The 14243-nt window shown below is 60.5% G+C and carries 19 protein-coding genes; 5 read left to right on the forward strand and 14 right to left on the reverse strand.

The window, feature by feature from the left end; translation table 11 throughout:
• Positions 1-57 precede the first annotated feature (57 nt).
• Both ABH909_RS05465 and trmB read left to right on the forward strand, forming a co-directional pair.
• On the forward strand, positions 58-852 hold the full coding sequence (locus ABH909_RS05465; protein ID WP_429431089.1) for a thiazole synthase: 795 nt from the start codon (positions 58-60) through the stop codon (positions 850-852).
• A 9-nt stretch (positions 853-861) separates the two neighbouring features.
• The gene (trmB, locus tag ABH909_RS05470; protein WP_429431090.1) at positions 862-1587 is read left to right on the forward strand and encodes a tRNA (guanosine(46)-N7)-methyltransferase TrmB; all 726 of its coding nucleotides are present in this window, start codon (positions 862-864) and stop codon (positions 1585-1587) included.
• 132 nt (positions 1588-1719) lie between these two features.
• Here the strand turns inward: trmB and ABH909_RS05475 are convergent, their stop codons facing one another.
• The 10 genes from ABH909_RS05475 to ABH909_RS05520 all read right to left on the reverse strand — a co-directional run bounded on the left by ABH909_RS05475 (position 1720) and on the right by ABH909_RS05520 (position 8794).
• Positions 1720-2043, reverse strand: coding sequence for a DUF3392 domain-containing protein (locus ABH909_RS05475; RefSeq protein ID WP_007897907.1), 324 nt, complete (start codon positions 2041-2043; stop codon positions 1720-1722).
• A gap of 9 nt (positions 2044-2052) precedes the next feature.
• Complete coding sequence (gene hemW, locus ABH909_RS05480; protein ID WP_429431092.1) at positions 2053-3258, reverse strand: radical SAM family heme chaperone HemW; 1206 nt, start codon at positions 3256-3258, stop codon at positions 2053-2055.
• Positions 3255-3851 (reverse strand): RdgB/HAM1 family non-canonical purine NTP pyrophosphatase, encoded by a 597-nt coding sequence (gene rdgB, locus ABH909_RS05485; RefSeq protein ID WP_123500249.1) that lies wholly within the window; start codon positions 3849-3851, stop codon positions 3255-3257. Before rdgB ends, hemW begins: the two co-directional genes overlap by 4 nt.
• On the reverse strand, positions 3848-4282 hold the full coding sequence (locus ABH909_RS05490; RefSeq protein WP_429431094.1) for a DUF4426 domain-containing protein: 435 nt from the start codon (positions 4280-4282) through the stop codon (positions 3848-3850). Before ABH909_RS05490 ends, rdgB begins: the two co-directional genes overlap by 4 nt.
• Before the next feature lie 26 nt (positions 4283-4308).
• The gene (gene metW, locus ABH909_RS05495; protein ID WP_008068110.1) at positions 4309-4929 is read right to left on the reverse strand and encodes a methionine biosynthesis protein MetW; all 621 of its coding nucleotides are present in this window, start codon (positions 4927-4929) and stop codon (positions 4309-4311) included.
• 7 nt (positions 4930-4936) lie between these two features.
• On the reverse strand, positions 4937-6076 hold the full coding sequence (metX, locus tag ABH909_RS05500) for a homoserine O-succinyltransferase MetX (protein WP_218395303.1): 1140 nt from the start codon (positions 6074-6076) through the stop codon (positions 4937-4939).
• Positions 6077-6348: 272 nt separating this feature from the next.
• Positions 6349-6642, reverse strand: coding sequence for a DUF167 domain-containing protein (locus tag ABH909_RS05505; RefSeq protein WP_123357326.1), 294 nt, complete (start codon positions 6640-6642; stop codon positions 6349-6351).
• Entirely contained in the window at positions 6642-7229 is a 588-nt protein-coding gene (locus ABH909_RS05510) for a YggT family protein (protein ID WP_429431097.1), read from the reverse strand. The genes ABH909_RS05505 and ABH909_RS05510 overlap by 1 nt, the downstream gene beginning before the upstream one ends.
• A 23-nt stretch (positions 7230-7252) precedes the next feature.
• Complete coding sequence (proC, locus tag ABH909_RS05515; protein ID WP_429431098.1) at positions 7253-8071, reverse strand: pyrroline-5-carboxylate reductase; 819 nt, start codon at positions 8069-8071, stop codon at positions 7253-7255.
• Between the two features lie 36 nt (positions 8072-8107).
• Positions 8108-8794, reverse strand: a complete 687-nt coding sequence (locus ABH909_RS05520; RefSeq protein ID WP_429431100.1) for a YggS family pyridoxal phosphate-dependent enzyme — start codon at positions 8792-8794, stop codon at positions 8108-8110.
• Between the two features lie 56 nt (positions 8795-8850).
• Here ABH909_RS05520 and ABH909_RS05525 point away from each other — a divergent pair, with 56 nt between their 5' ends.
• Positions 8851-9885, forward strand: a complete 1035-nt coding sequence (locus tag ABH909_RS05525) for a type IV pilus twitching motility protein PilT (protein WP_183680898.1) — start codon at positions 8851-8853, stop codon at positions 9883-9885.
• A gap of 141 nt (positions 9886-10026) precedes the next feature.
• On the opposite strand, the gene ABH909_RS05530 is transcribed toward ABH909_RS05525, so the two are convergent.
• Entirely contained in the window at positions 10027-10650 is a 624-nt protein-coding gene (locus ABH909_RS05530; RefSeq protein ID WP_429431102.1) for a C40 family peptidase, read from the reverse strand.
• An 18-nt stretch (positions 10651-10668) separates the two neighbouring features.
• On the opposite strand from ABH909_RS05530, the gene ABH909_RS05535 reads away from it, so the two are divergent.
• Together ABH909_RS05535 and ABH909_RS05540 are read left to right on the forward strand one after the other, a co-directional pair.
• The gene (locus ABH909_RS05535; protein ID WP_429431104.1) at positions 10669-10887 is read left to right on the forward strand and encodes a hypothetical protein; all 219 of its coding nucleotides are present in this window, start codon (positions 10669-10671) and stop codon (positions 10885-10887) included.
• A gap of 13 nt (positions 10888-10900) precedes the next feature.
• Complete coding sequence (locus tag ABH909_RS05540; RefSeq protein ID WP_192344910.1) at positions 10901-11332, forward strand: NINE protein; 432 nt, start codon at positions 10901-10903, stop codon at positions 11330-11332.
• A 97-nt stretch (positions 11333-11429) separates the two neighbouring features.
• Here ABH909_RS05540 and ABH909_RS05545 read toward each other — a convergent pair whose 3' ends face one another.
• From ABH909_RS05545 to pyrR, 3 genes are read right to left on the reverse strand one after another with little or no spacing between them, the layout of a single operon-like run.
• Entirely contained in the window at positions 11430-12701 is a 1272-nt protein-coding gene (locus tag ABH909_RS05545; protein ID WP_429431106.1) for a dihydroorotase, read from the reverse strand.
• Positions 12698-13702 (reverse strand): aspartate carbamoyltransferase catalytic subunit, encoded by a 1005-nt coding sequence (locus ABH909_RS05550; RefSeq protein WP_429431108.1) that lies wholly within the window; start codon positions 13700-13702, stop codon positions 12698-12700. Before ABH909_RS05550 ends, ABH909_RS05545 begins: the two co-directional genes overlap by 4 nt.
• Positions 13703-13729: 27 nt before the next feature.
• The gene (pyrR, locus tag ABH909_RS05555) at positions 13730-14233 is read right to left on the reverse strand and encodes a bifunctional pyr operon transcriptional regulator/uracil phosphoribosyltransferase PyrR (protein WP_429431110.1); all 504 of its coding nucleotides are present in this window, start codon (positions 14231-14233) and stop codon (positions 13730-13732) included.
• Between the last annotated feature and the right edge of the window lie 10 nt (positions 14234-14243).

A 14243-nucleotide genomic window follows, 5' to 3' on the forward strand; every position in this document is an offset into this window, starting at 1 on the left:
CCCGGTCCGTAAGGGCACAGAATTCTGCAAGAACCTCACCCCTACAGAGGATTTCCCATGAGCATCGTTCGTAGCGACAAGCCCTTCGTCCTGGCCGGTCGTACCTACCAGTCGCGTTTGCTGGTAGGCACCGGCAAGTACCGCGACATGGAAGAAACCCGCCTGGCCATCGAAGCCTCGGGCGCCGAAATTGTCACCTTCGCCGTGCGCCGGACCAATCTGGGCCAGAACCCGGGCGAACCGAACCTGCTCGAAGTCCTGTCGCCGGATCGCTACACCTTCTTGCCTAACACCGCCGGCTGCTTCGACGCTACCGAGGCTGTGCGCACCTGCCGCCTGGCCCGCGAGCTGCTCGGCGGCCACAACCTGGTGAAGCTGGAAGTGCTGGCGGACCAGAAAACCCTGTTCCCTAACGTGATCGAAACCCTCAAGGCCGCCGAAGTGCTGGTCAAGGAAGGCTTCGAGGTGATGGTGTACACCAGCGATGACCCGATCATTGCCCGTCAATTGGCGGAAATCGGCGTTATCGCGGTGATGCCGTTGGCCGGTCTGATCGGCACGGGCCTGGGGATCTGCAACCCGTACAACCTGCAGATCATCCTCGAAGAAGCCAAGATCCCGGTGTTGGTGGATGCCGGTGTCGGTACCGCCTCCGACGCCACCATCGCCATGGAGCTGGGTTGCGAAGCGGTGCTGATGAACTCGGCAATCGCCCATGCCCAGCAGCCGATCATGATGGCAGAAGCCATGAAACACGCCATCGTTGCAGGTCGCTTGGCCTACCTCGCCGGCCGCATGCCGAAAAAACTCTATGCCAGCGCCTCCTCGCCGCTGGATGGTCTGATCAAGTAAGAGCCATTGATGACTGAATCAAACGAAACGCCTATCCAGCAGGAAGAAGGCGAAGAGCGCCAACACCGTCGCATCAAGAGTTTCGTGATGCGCGCCGGGCGCATGACCGAAGGCCAGCAGCGTGGTCTGGACCAAGGTGCGCCGCTGTTTGTGCTGCCTTTGGCCGATGCACCGGTGGACTTCGATCAGGTGTTCGGGCGTTCGGCGCCACGTTCGCTGGAAATCGGCTTTGGTATGGGCCATTCGCTGCTGGAAATGGCCGCGGCCTCGCCGGAGCAGGATTTCATTGGCGTTGAGGTTCACCGGCCGGGTGTCGGCGCGCTGCTCAATGGCGTGCTGACACAGGGGCTGACCAACCTGCGCGTCTACGATTGCGATGCAATCGAAGTGCTCAACCGTTGCATCGCCGACAACAGCCTCGATCGCCTGATGCTGTTTTTCCCGGACCCGTGGCACAAGAGCCGTCACCACAAGCGTCGTATCGTTCAGGCGTCGTTCGCCGAACTGGTGCGCAGCAAGTTGAAAGTCGGTGGTGTGTTGCACATGGCCACCGACTGGGAACCGTACGCCGAGTACATGCTGGAAGTGATGAACGTCGCCCCGGGCTATCGCAACCTCGCCGAAGACGGCAAATGCGTCCCGCGCCCGACCGAGCGCCCGATCACCAAGTTCGAACGCCGCGGCGAACGCCTTGGGCATGGCGTGTGGGATCTGAAGTTCGAAAAACAGTCCTAAGCCCTACGCAATACCAAATGTGGGAGCGGGCTTGCTCGCGAAGGCGGTTCATCATTCAACGCTAATGTTGACTGACACGACGCCTTCGCGAGCAAGCCCGCTCCCACATTTGTTTTGTGCTGTGCCTGGAGATCAGCGGCGATCAGCGACCACGCCAATCAACACCAGCACCACCAACAACACCGGTGCCAGGCTGTAGTTGTTGAACTGGCTCAGGCCTTTGATGATCCATGGCGTTGCATAGATCAGCGCCACGCCACTGCCGACCATGCACAGCAGGGCCATCAGCGGGACGCGCAAAGCGCCGGCGATGCTGCCCAGGCGTTGGTCGACCCAACCTTTGATGTCGGCGCCAAACAGCACCAGCAGGCAGCCCACCAGCGCCAGAGAGATTTCCGACAGGTTGCTACGGCTCCAGCGGGACACGGTGGCGAGCAGGTCGAGTACCAGATCCATTCGATTTCCTTATGTCAGAAATTTTTGCAGCAAGTCATTGAGAAAGAGTTGTCCGCGCAGCGTGGCCGCCAGACGTGACGGTTCGACCTGCAACAAGCCACTTTGTTCGGCCTCGCGACGGCCTTCGGCGAGGCTTTCCAGAGGTAACCCGGTGCGCTCCGGATACAACTGCGCTTCGACGCCCTCGGTCAGGCGCAAGGCGTTCATCAGGAACTCGAACGGCAGTTCTTCGTCGGGCAGCGCTTTCTCGCCAGCCTTGAAGCTTTTGGCCGGATTGAGGTAGTCCTTCGGCAGGCGGGTCTTCCAGGTGCGCACGATGCGCCCGTCCGGGTGACTGAGTTTGCCATGGGCGCCGGCACCGATGCCGATGAAGTCGCCAAAACTCCAGTAATTGAGGTTATGCCGCGCCGGACGGCCGGGCAGGGCATAGGCCGAGACTTCGTATTGCGCGTAACCGTGTTCGGCCAACAGCGCCTGACCGGCCTCCTGAATGTCCCACAGGGTGTCGTCTTCCGGCAGCGTTGGCGGCTGGTTCCAGAACACCGTGTTCGGTTCCAGCGTCAGTTGATACCAGGACAGGTGCGTCGGCTTCAGGGCAATGGCCTGGCGCAGGTCGTTCAGGGCATCGTCCAGGGACTGATCGGGCAAACCATGCATCAGGTCGAGATTGAAGTTATCGAAACCGGCCTGGCGGGCCATGCCGGCGGCACGTACGGCTTCATCGCCGTTGTGAATTCTCCCCAGGGCCTTGAGTTTCTCTTCCTGAAAGCTCTGGATGCCGATCGACAGGCGATTGATGCCCAGCGCCCGGTAGGCGCGGAATTTCTCCTGCTCGAAGGTTCCGGGGTTGGCTTCCAGGGTGATTTCAATGTCGCTGGCAAACGTAATACGTTGCTCGACACCCTTGAGCAGGCGGCCCAGGGCCTCGGCGCTGAACAGGCTCGGCGTGCCGCCCCCGAAGAAGATCGAGCTCAGCTCACGGCCATAAACCGCATGCAGGTCCTGATCGAGGTCGGCCAGCAAGGCGTCGACATATTCTTCTTCCGGCAGCACGGGGCTGGCGGTGTGGGAGTTGAAGTCGCAATAAGGGCATTTGCGTACACACCACGGGATGTGGATGTACAACGCCAGGGGCGGCAACACGGGCAGGGCCGCTCGAGGCGATTGGACGGCGCCGCCGAAGATCAGCGGCGACGCGGACGAGTCATGGGTCATTTCAGGCCCAGACGCTGGCGCAGCAGATCCATTGCACGGGCGCGGTGACTGATCTGGTTCTTGTCGCTCGGGCTCAGCTCGGCGCTGGAGCACTCGCGCTCCGGCACCCAGAACAGCGGGTCGTAGCCGAAACCGTGTTCGCCGCTGGCCTGGGTCAGGATGCGCCCATGCCACAGGCCTTCGCAGAGGATCGGCAACGGATCGTCGGCATGACGCACCAATGCCAGCACGCAGACGAACTGCGCACCGCGCTCGGCTTCGGGCACATCTTTCAAGACGTCGAGCAGTTTGGCGTTGTTCGCCGCATCGCCTTTTCCGTCGGCGTAACGGGCCGAATAAATGCCCGGTGCACCGCCGAGGAAATCCACCGCCAGCCCCGAATCATCGGCCAATGCAGGCAGCCCGGAAATGCGTGAGGCATTGCGTGCCTTGAGAATGGCGTTCTCGACGAACGACAGGCCGGTTTCTTCAGGCTCGACGCTGCTGAACTCGCCGATCGAGCGCAAGTGCACCGATTCGCCGAGCATGGCCTGGAGTTCCTTGAGTTTGCCGGCGTTGTGGCTGGCCAGTACGAGTTGGGTGAAATTCATCATTGGCCGGGGAAAAGCTCTTGTTGGAAACTGATGGTGTTGGTTTTGTCGCCGGTCTGCACTTTGATGTCAAAGGTGCGGATTTCCTGCTGATCCACCGGGAACTGGGCGATGTAGTACACCGCACCTGTTTCGGTGATTTGTTTGAACTTCAGCGGGATGCTTTGGCTGGTCAGGTCTTTGACCGTGCCGCTGACCTGGGCCGTCTGTGGTTTACCTTCCTTGAGTACCGAGACGTTGATCACGCCCTGATTCTTGCTGCGGTTCAGCTCCGCCGCTTTGGCGATCTCCGGCGTCAGGAAAGTGGAATTGAAGGTGTTGTAATGCACCGTCACATCGCCAAAGGTCTCCTTGCGCTCGCCCTTGATGACGTCGGCGGCCATGGCGGTGACGCTCAGGCAGGCAGTAAGTAAAAACAGTGCTAGACGACCCATGATCGTTCTCCTCGAAGTGTCGTGATTCAGACCGCGACCTTGTGGTCCGGCAGACCGGGGCTGCTGACGCGGTAGATGCCGATCTCACCTAACAGATTAGGCCATAGCTTACTGGCCCACCCATGCCGATGCTGTTGATCCACGGCAAGCCGATCAATGACCTTGGCTTCACGTTCGCGACACAGCGCTTCAAAGTCTTCGAAAGTGCAGAAGTGGATGTTCGGCGTGTTGTACCAGGTGTATGGCAGAAACTCCGAAACCGGCATCCGGCCCTTGCTCGCCAGGTACCAGCGGCAGCGCCAGTGACCGAAGTTGGGGAAGGTGATGATGCACTGGCGACCGACGCGCAGCATTTCATCGAGGATCCTGTCCGGGTAATGCACCGCTTGCAGCGCCTGGGTCATGACCACGATGTCGAAGCTGTTGCTGGCGAAGTTGCCCAAGCCCTTGTCCAGGTCCTGCTCGATGACGTTGATGCCCTTGGCCACGCACTCGGCAATGTTATCCGGGTCGTTTTCCAGGCCATAACCGGTCACTTGTTTGTTATCGCGCAGCCAGGTCAGCAACTCGCCATCACCGCAACCGAGATCGAGCACGCGGCTGCCGGCGGGGATCCATTCCTGGATGATTTCCAGATCGGCTCTCATGTCTTCCTCAAAGCGCTATACGGTTCATGTAATTGCTGAAGGCCTGCAAATAACGCGGGATCGGAATCAGGAAGGCATCGTGACCTTGCGGAGCGTCGATCTCCAGGTAGCAGACGTCTTTCCTGGCCGCCATCAGCGCGTCCACCAACTCCCGCGAGCGGGCAGGAGAGAAGCGCCAGTCGGTGGTGAAGGACATCACGCAGAACCTGGCCTGGGCATTGGCGAAGGTTTTCGCCAGGTCATTGTCGAAGTTTGCCGCTGGATCGAAGTAATCCAGTGCCTTGGTCATCAGCAGGTAGGTGTTGGCGTCGAAACGTCCGGAAAACTCCTCACCCTGATAGCGCAGGTAGCTTTCGACCTGGAACTCGACGCTGTGGAAGTCGTAGTTGAGCTTTTCGCTCTTCAGGCCGCGACCGAATTTCTCGCCCATGGAGTCGTCGGACAGGTACGTGATGTGCCCGACCATCCGCGCCAGCATCAGCCCGCGCTTGGGGATTACACCCGCTTCCTGGAACGAACCGCCGTGGAACTCCGGGTCGGTGAGGATCGCCTGACGTGCGACTTCGTTGAACGCAATGTTCTGCGCCGACAGTTTCGGCGCCGAGGCGATGGCCAGGCAGTGCCGCACGCGGTCCGGGTAGGTGATGGTCCACTGCAGGGCCTGCATGCCGCCGAGGCTGCCGCCAATCACCGCCGCCCATTGGTGGATGCCGAGCAAGTCAGCCAGACGCGCCTGGCTGTGGACCCAGTCTTCCACAGTCAGGACCGGGAAGTCGGCGCCGAATGGCTTGCCGGTTTCCGGATTGACACTGCTGGGGCCGGTGGAACCATTGCACCCGCCGAGATTATTCAGGCTGACCACGAAGAACTTGTTGGTGTCGATCGGCTTGCCGGGGCCGATGCAGCTGTCCCACCAACCGGGTTTGCGGTCGTCGGGGCTGTGGAAGCCGGCAGCGTGATGGTGGCCGGACAAGGCGTGACAGATCAGCACGGCATTGCTCGCCGTAGCGTTCAGCGTGCCGTAGGTTTCGTAGATCAGGTCATAAGCGGGCAGCGAACGTCCACAGGCCAAGGCCAGGGGTTCACTGAAGTGCGCCACTTGCGGCGTCACCAGACCAACAGAATCGGGGGGGAAGGCAGCTGGCATCGACCCTGCTCTCATTGAAATGAGGCGTAAGTCTAAAGACCGCTGTGGCTAGCGGCAAGCAAAGGCCGGGCCTGATTTTTTCCCGATGTACCTGTGGCGAGGGAGCTTGCTCCCGTTGGGGCGCGAAGCGGCCCCGTAGGAGCTGTCGAGTGCAACGAGGCTGCGATCTTTCCCCTACCAATTGAGTTCAAAGCGAAAGATCAAAAGATCGCAGCCTTCGGCAGCTCCTACAGGGCGCAGCCCAGTAGGGATAAATCCCCTCGCCACATTGGTCAGACTGGGCGAACCAGATCCGGCAAATCCGGCAGCTTCTTCGGCGAACAGATCCGCACCCGTTTCTGCCGGTTCAATTCCCCGCTGATCAAACTCACCTGACTCTTTGAAACCCCGAACGCCTTGGCCAGAAACGCCATCAGGTACGCATTGGCCTTGCCCTCGACGGGTGGCGCGGTCAGGCGGATCTTCAAACGATCACCATGCAGCCCGCAGAAATCATCGCTGCGGGCCGCCGGTTGCAGGTGACATTCCAGAATCAGGTCATCACCGTCCCAGCGAAAGTAGCTCATCAGATCAGGCCGAGCAGCCCCTGCGGCATGAGGGCATAGTACGCAAGGCGCGGGATCAGCCAGCTTTGCAGTAACTGGATCGCGATAAACGCGAAGATCGGCGAGATGTCGAGGCCGCCCAGGTTCGGAATGATACGGCGGAACGGGGCGAGTACCGGTTCAGTGATCTGCTGTACCAGCTCTGCGCCCGGATTGTGGCTCCCCGGGGCGACCCAGGACAGAATCACGCTGATGATCATCGCGTAGAACAGAACACTCAGAAACAGCGAGAAGACTGCGATCAGTGCCCAAGGTACCAAAAGCAGCAAGTCGACCTCGAAGCCTTTGAGCAGCAGGATGACCGCTATCAGCACCATCTGCACCATCAGCGCCAGTACCAGTGACGACATGTCCAGCCCGAACATGCTCGGGATGACCCGGCGCAGGGGTTTGAGCAACGGTTGAGTGGCTTTCACGATGAACTGGCAGAGCGGGTTGTAAAAATTCGCCCGAACCAATTGCAGGATGAAGCGCAGCAGCACGATCAGCAGGTACAGGCTGCCCAGGGTTTTGATGATGAAAATGGCAGCGTCATTGAGTCCGAGCATTATTGATTCCTTGTAAGAGCTGATTAGCGACCGAGTTGCTCAGCCATCTCGGCCGAGCGGTGCGCGGCGGCGCCGAGTGCTTTTTCCACCAGGGCTTCGAAACCACCGGCCTGGAATGACTTGATTGCCGCTTCGGTGGTGCCCGCAGGCGACGTCACACGACGACGCAGTTCGGCCGCGTCGACATCACTGGCGACCGCCATCTGTGCAGCACCCAAAGCGGTTTGCACGGTCAGTTGCGCGGCGATGTCCGCTGGCAGGCCGAGCTTCACGCCCGCGGCGGTCATGGCTTCGATCAGCAGGAAGAAATACGCAGGGCCTGAGCCGGAAACGGCGGTAACCGCGTCCAGCTGCTGTTCTTCGTCCAGCCACAGGGCAATGCCAACCGCCGACAGCAATTCTTCAGCTTGCTGGCGTTGTTCGGCGCTCACTTCGCCGGTGGCGAACAAACCGCTCACACCCTGACGCAGCAGCGCCGGGGTGTTGGGCATGCAGCGCACGATAGGCTGGGCGCCAAGCCAGTTGTGCATGCTTGCGCAGGTGATGCCGGCCGCGATCGAGACCACCAGTTGATTCGGCGCAAGGCTTGGACGAATGGCTTCGCAAACGGCTTTCATCGCCTGGGGTTTGACCGCCAGCACGATCACGTCCACGCCCTGGATGGCTTCGGCGTTGTCGGCGAACACTTCGATGCCGTGTTCGGCGCTCACGCGGGCACGGGTTTGTTCACCCGGATCGCTGGCGCGGATTTGCGCGGCGTCCAGACCTTTGGCGCGCAGGCCGCCGATCAGGCTGGCAGCCATGTTGCCGGCTCCGATAAAGGCAATACGAGTCTTGCTCATGTCAGGTCCTTATAAAGAGAGGTGTCAGCCATTATTTCAAGACTGGCCGTAGTCGCGGGCACCAAACAGGGCCGTTCCGATGCGGACCCAAGTGGCGCCCATGGCAATGGCCGACTCGAGGTCGTGGCTCATGCCCATGGAAAGTGTGTCGAGTGGCAGGTCCAGGCTGGTTTGCAGGTTCTGCACGGCAGCAAAAGCCGCGTCCTGAGCGGCGCGATCTTCAGTCGGCTCGGGAATCGCCATCAGCCCGCGCAATTTCAAGCGTGGCAGAGCGCTGATGGCGTTGGCCAGGGCGGGCAGGTCGGCCGGGGTGCAGCCGGACTTGCTGGCTTCACCGCTGACGTTGACCTGGATGCAGATGTTCAATGGCGGCAAATCGGCGGGGCGTTGTTCGGACAGGCGTTGTGCGATTTTCAAGCGATCCACGGAGTGCACCCAGTCGAAATGCTCGGCGATAGCGCGAGTCTTGTTCGATTGAATGGGGCCGATGAAGTGCCAGATCAAGGGCAGGTCGGCCAATTCGAGCTGTTTGCCCAAGGCTTCCTGCAGGTAGTTTTCGCCAAAGTCGCGGATCCCGGCGGCGTAGGCTTCACGCAGGGCGTCGGCGGGTTTGGTCTTGCTCACGGCCAGCAGCTGGATGCTGTGCTCGTCGCGCCCGGCGGCGAGGGCGGCAGCACGGATGCGTGAACTAACCTGAGCAATGTTGTCTGCTATCGTGGACATCAAGAGGCGCCAGCGGTCTGAAGGTTCGCGGCATTCTACTGGAATTGAGGAGCGCTATGGATATCACTGAGCTGCTGGCTTTCAGCGCCAAACAAGGCGCGTCTGACCTGCACCTGTCCGCCGGTCTGCCACCGATGATCCGTGTCGACGGCGATGTACGACGCATCAACCTGCCGGCCCTGGATCACAAGGAAGTGCATGAGCTGATCTACGACATCATGAACGATCTCCAGCGGGTGGACTTCGAGAAGCATCTTGAAACCGATTTTTCCTTCGAAGTGCCCGGCGTGGCGCGGTTTCGGGTCAATGCCTTCAACCAGAATCGGGGTGCGGGCGCGGTATTCCGGACCATTCCGTCCAAGGTGCTGAGCATGGACGATCTGGGGATGGGGGAAGTGTTTCGCAAGATTACCGAGGCGCCCCGGGGCCTGGTGCTGGTGACCGGTCCGACCGGCTCGGGCAAATCCACCACACTGGCGGCGATGATCGATTACCTGAACAACCATCGCCATCACCACATCCTCACCATCGAAGACCCCATCGAGTTCGTCCACGAATCGCGCAAATGCCTGATCAATCAGCGCGAAGTCCATCGCGATACCCGCAGCTTCGCCACGGCGCTGCGCTCGGCTCTGCGCGAAGACCCGGACGTGATTCTGGTGGGGGAGATGCGTGACCTGGAGACTATTCGGCTGGCATTGACTGCCGCCGAGACCGGTCACCTGGTATTCGGCACGCTGCACACCACGTCGGCGGCGAAAACCATCGACAGGGTGGTGGATGTTTTTCCGGGCGACGAAAAATCGATGGTGCGCTCGATGCTCTCCGAATCATTGCTGGCGGTGGTGTCGCAGACATTGATCAAGAAAATCGGCGGCGGGCGAATAGCCGCCCACGAAATCATGATCGGCACTTCGGCGATTCGTAACCTGATCCGCGAAGACAAGGTGGCGCAGATGTATTCGTCGATTCAGACCGGAGGGTCGCTGGGGATGCAGACGCTGGATATGTGCCTGAAGGAGCTGGTGACCAAGGGCGTGATCAGCCGTGAGCATGCGCGGGAGAAGGCGCGCTCGCCGGATAATTTTTGAGGTTGGAATGCGAACCTGTGGCGAGGGAGCTTGCTCCCGCTGGGCTGCGAAGCGGCCCCAAAAACTGCGAGCGCTGCGCACTCGAACGGGAGCAAGCTCCCTCGCCACAAATGCCCCCCTTCAAAAGGTGGGGGGTTCAAATCAGCGCTGAACAACCCGCAATGCGTTCTGTTCTTTGGGCAGAACCCGCTTGGCAACCACATAGTGGCTTTCCCAATACGGTTTCTTCAGGGTGTCGATGCTCACCGACTTGCCACGGCGTGGTGCGTGGATGAAGCGGTCGTTGCCCAGGTAGATGGCAACATGATTGACCCGACGGCTCTTGATGTTGAAGAAAATCAGGTCGCCTGGCTTCAGATCGTTGCGATCGACCTTCTCGCCATGACCGCTGGCCATGGCGTTGGAGGTACGAGGCAGGTCAAACGTGGCGTCGTTGAACGCGTATTTCACCAGACCGCTGCAATCGAACCCTTTACTTGGGCTGCTGCCACCCCAACGATAAGGCGTACCGAGCACGTTTACCGCGCGGCTCAACACGTTGCTGCTTTCCTTGCTGGCCATTGGCGGTACCAGTTTGCGGTTAGCGCTGCTCAGTGGGATGGAGCGTTTTACTGTCTGTTTGTTGTTTTTGCTCGAAGGAGCAGAAACATGGGATTTGGGGGTGTAACCATTAACGTTGGGAAGACGTTGCTCACGATTGGTGGCGTGGGCGGCCAGGGGCAATAATAGGCAAATGGTTAGCCATGTCTTGAAAAATGGACGCATTAGGCAAGGCTCGTATGGATGAACGCGCAACTTTATAACAGCTTTTTTGGCCCTTCCGAGGCCGTTGGTCGATTCAAACGGCGGGCTGCGGAACTAAAAGTCGGCAAAGTTGACGTGGGTTGTCTGACAAAAGTCAGGGATAACAAGGCTTTGACGGGAATGAAGGTAACATTTGCCGTATGTCGGCCGCCTGTAAAAAAGTCACAAAGAATTCAAGAATATTTCTCTATCGTGTGAGTCGAGGTCATCCATGAACACCTATCAACACCCCGTTTCAGAGCAAGACACACACAGCAAAGTGATTGGTTACCTGTTGTGGATTTTCGGTTTTACCGGAGCTCATCGCTTCTATTACGGCAAGCCGGTGACCGGGACGATCTGGTTTTTTACTTTCGGTTTGCTGGGCATCGGCTGGTTGATCGACCTGTTTCTGATCCCCTCCATGGACCGTGAAGCGGACCTGCGCTTTACCGCTGGCCCCATCGAATACAACGTTGCGTGGATTCTGCTGACGTTTCTGGGGGTATTCGGTGTGCACCGGATGTATCAGGGGAAATGGATCAGCGGGTTGCTGTACCTGGTGACAGGCGGGTTGTTCTTCCTGGGCGTGTTGTATGACTTCTGGACGTTGAATGACCAGGTGTCTATTCGCAATGCGCAGAACAGAGGCGCCTTCCAGTAAGTTGTGGCGAGGGAGCTTGCTCCCGCTGGGTCGCGAAGCGACCCCAAAACAGGTCTGCTGCGCAGCCCAGCGGGAGCAAGCTCCCTCGCCACAGGTTTTACGCTTGGTGACTGATCCGCCCATCCACCAGGGTGTAACGCACCACACCCGGCAAGCTATGGCCAATGAACGGGCAGTTTTCGCCCTTCGACAACCAGGTCTCACCGGCCACGGTCGAGGCCGCAGGGTCGAACAACACGATATCTGCCGGTCCTCCCACCGCCAATTTGCCCGCTGGTAAACGCAACGCGTCGGCAGGGCCGGTACTCAAGCGTGCGAGCAGCGTTGGCAAGTCGAGCAAACCGTCTTCCACCAAGGTCATCGCCAGCGGCAGCAGCAGTTCAACACTGCTGATGCCCGGCTCAGTGGCACCGAACGGCGCCAGTTTGGCATCGCGCTCATGGGGCTGGTGATGGCTGGAGATGGCCGAGACCACCCCCGACTTCACCGCTGCCCGCAGGCCGTCGCGGTCCGCACGAGTGCGCAGCGGCGGCTGGACGTGATAGAGGCTGCTGAAGTCGATCAGCGCTTCGTCGGTGAGGATCAGCTGATACAACGCCACGTCCGCCGTGACTTTCAGGCCACGGGCCTGGGCTTGGGCGATCAGCGCCACACCGCGGGCGCTGGTGAGCTGGCTGAAGTGCGCGCGCACGCCGCTTTGCTCGACCAGCAGCAGGTCCCGGGCCAAGGCCACGGTTTCAGCGGTTTCCGGAATGCCCGGCAAACCGAGAAAACTCGCCGTCGGGCCTTCGTGAGCCAAGCCACCTTCGGCCAGATCATGGTCTTGCGAGTTGAAAATCACCGTCAGATCGAACGTCGCCGAATATTCCAGCGCCCGGCACAGGGTTCGGGTGTTGCGAAAGCTCTCCAGACCGTTGCCGAAGGCCACGCAGCCGGCGTCGCGCAAGGCGACCAGTTCGGCCAGCTGTTCGCCATCCAGGCCTTTACTCAAGGCGCCAATCGGGAAGACTTTGGTGTTGCCGGCTTCGCGAGCGCGGTCGAGGATCAGTTCGGCCACGGCCGAGGTGTCCAGCACCGGTTTGGTTTTCGGTGGGCAGCACAGGCTGGTCACGCCACCGGCGGCGGCGGCACGGGTTTCGCTGGCGATCGAGCCTTTGCGGCTGTAACCCGGCTCGCGCAGGGCGACGTTCAGGTCAACCAGGCCGGGGGCGGCAACCAGGCCTTTGGCGTCGATGGTGTCTACTGCAACGAAACCTGCCGGAGCGGCGCCGAGGGCGACGATCTTGCAGGCTTCAACGTGGATATCAGTCACTTGATCCAGGCCGCTGGCCGGATCGATAACGCGTGCGCCGAGAATGCTGAGCTTCACTGGGCGTTCTCCTGCTCGAATTGGCGCTGGGCTGTTTGCCCGCTCATGGCCATGGACAGCACAGCCATACGAATCGCGATGCCGTAGGTCACCTGGTTGAGGATCACCGAGTGCGGGCCGTCGGCCACCGCCGACTCAATTTCCACCCCACGGTTGATCGGCCCCGGGTGCATGACGATGCAATCCGGTTTGGCCCCGGCCAGGCGCGCGGTGGTCAGGCCGAACAGGCGATAGAACTCGCCTTCGCTCGGCAGCAGGCCACCGCTCATGCGTTCACGCTGCAGGCGCAGCATGATCACCACGTCGACGTCTTTCAGGCCTTCGGCCATGTCGGTGTAGACCTTCACGCCGTACTGCTCGATGCCGATCGGCAACAGGGTTTTCGGCGCGATCACGCGGATGTCCGGGCAGCCGAGGGTTTTCAGGGCCAGCATGTTCGAGCGCGCTACACGCGAGTGCAGGATGTCGCCGACGATGGCCACCGAAAGGTTTTCGAAGCCGCCCTTGTGCCGACGAATCGTGAGCATGTCGAGCATGCCCTGGGTCGGGTGGGCGTGACGGCCGTCGCCGCCGTTGATGATCGCCACTTGCGGGCAGACATGCTCGGCGATGAAGTGTGCCGCGCCGGAATCACCGTGACGCACGACGAACATGTCGGCGGCCATGGCTTCCAGGTTGCGCAGGGTGTCGAGCAGGGTTTCGCCCTTGCTCGCCGACGACGTGGACACGTTCAGGGTGATCACGTCGGCCGACAGCCGCTGAGCCGCCAGTTCGAAGGTGGTGCGGGTGCGGGTGGAGTTCTCGAAGAACACGTTGCACACGGTCTTGCCGCGCAGCAACGGGACTTTCTTCACCGCCCGGGCGCCGACTTCGAGGAACGAGTCAGCGGTGTCGAGGATTTCCGTCAGCAACTCGCGGCGCAAACCGTCGAGCGAGAGGAAGTGGCGCAGCTGGCCCTGATCATTGAGCTGCAGCGGGCGCTTGGTTTCTAGAGGCGTCATCGCGAGGGGGACTCTCAATAGGGCAAATTAAAGGGCGAGGTCTTGAAGCTCGAGCTTGAGTTCCGGGCCGGACAGCTTCACGCGTTCATGGGCCGCCAGCGACAGCGTTGCGCCGACCACGTTCGGGCGGATCGGCAGCTCACCGGCGTCCAGGTCCAGCAGGCATACCAGCGTCACGCTGGCCGGGCGGCCATAGTCGAAGAGTTCGTTCATCGCCGCGCGGATGGTCCGACCGCTCATCAGCACGTCGTCGATCAGCACCAGGTGCTGGCCTTCGATCTCGAACGGCAGCGCCGATGGGCGTACTTGTGGATGCAGGCCGTTCTGGCTGAAGTCGTCGCGGTAGAACGAAACGTCCAGGGTGCCCAACGGCGAATCGCTGCCCAGTTCATCGAGCAACGCCTGCGCGACCCAGACGCCACCGGTCCGAATGCCGATATAGCGTGGTTCGCTGATGCTACGGTTTTCCAGATAAGCCTTTAGGCGGATCGCCATCTGGCTGATCAGTTCGGCGGGATTGGGCAGGCTCATGGTTTGCTCC

This window comes from Pseudomonas sp. BS3782 TE3695 (assembly GCF_050435305.1).
GTDB lineage: Bacteria > Pseudomonadota > Gammaproteobacteria > Pseudomonadales > Pseudomonadaceae > Aquipseudomonas.

Bases quoted from the DNA above. Each gene is read 5' to 3' on its own strand.
- metW (WP_008068110.1), bottom strand. From the start codon at position 4,929: ATGAGAGCCGATCTGGAAATCATCCAGGAATGGATCCCCGCCGGCAGC.
- ABH909_RS05535 (WP_429431104.1), top strand. From the start codon at position 10,669: ATGAACGCGCAACTTTATAACAGCTTTTTTGGCCCTTCCGAGGCCGTT.
- ABH909_RS05550 (WP_429431108.1), bottom strand. From the start codon at position 13,702: ATGACGCCTCTAGAAACCAAGCGCCCGCTGCAGCTCAATGATCAGGGC.
- trmB (WP_429431090.1), top strand. From the start codon at position 862: ATGACTGAATCAAACGAAACGCCTATCCAGCAGGAAGAAGGCGAAGAG.
- ABH909_RS05520 (WP_429431100.1), bottom strand. From the start codon at position 8,794: ATGTCCACGATAGCAGACAACATTGCTCAGGTTAGTTCACGCATCCGT.
- ABH909_RS05490 (WP_429431094.1), bottom strand. From the start codon at position 4,282: ATGGGTCGTCTAGCACTGTTTTTACTTACTGCCTGCCTGAGCGTCACC.
- ABH909_RS05465 (WP_429431089.1), top strand. From the start codon at position 58: ATGAGCATCGTTCGTAGCGACAAGCCCTTCGTCCTGGCCGGTCGTACC.
- ABH909_RS05525 (WP_183680898.1), top strand. From the start codon at position 8,851: ATGGATATCACTGAGCTGCTGGCTTTCAGCGCCAAACAAGGCGCGTCT.
- ABH909_RS05530 (WP_429431102.1), bottom strand. From the start codon at position 10,650: ATGCGTCCATTTTTCAAGACATGGCTAACCATTTGCCTATTATTGCCC.
- rdgB (WP_123500249.1), bottom strand. From the start codon at position 3,851: ATGATGAATTTCACCCAACTCGTACTGGCCAGCCACAACGCCGGCAAA.
- hemW (WP_429431092.1), bottom strand. From the start codon at position 3,258: ATGACCCATGACTCGTCCGCGTCGCCGCTGATCTTCGGCGGCGCCGTC.
- ABH909_RS05505 (WP_123357326.1), bottom strand. From the start codon at position 6,642: ATGAGCTACTTTCGCTGGGACGGTGATGACCTGATTCTGGAATGTCAC.
- ABH909_RS05510 (WP_429431097.1), bottom strand. From the start codon at position 7,229: ATGCTCGGACTCAATGACGCTGCCATTTTCATCATCAAAACCCTGGGC.
- pyrR (WP_429431110.1), bottom strand. From the start codon at position 14,233: ATGAGCCTGCCCAATCCCGCCGAACTGATCAGCCAGATGGCGATCCGC.
- ABH909_RS05475 (WP_007897907.1), bottom strand. From the start codon at position 2,043: ATGGATCTGGTACTCGACCTGCTCGCCACCGTGTCCCGCTGGAGCCGT.
- proC (WP_429431098.1), bottom strand. From the start codon at position 8,071: ATGAGCAAGACTCGTATTGCCTTTATCGGAGCCGGCAACATGGCTGCC.
- metX (WP_218395303.1), bottom strand. From the start codon at position 6,076: ATGCCAGCTGCCTTCCCCCCCGATTCTGTTGGTCTGGTGACGCCGCAA.
- ABH909_RS05540 (WP_192344910.1), top strand. From the start codon at position 10,901: ATGAACACCTATCAACACCCCGTTTCAGAGCAAGACACACACAGCAAA.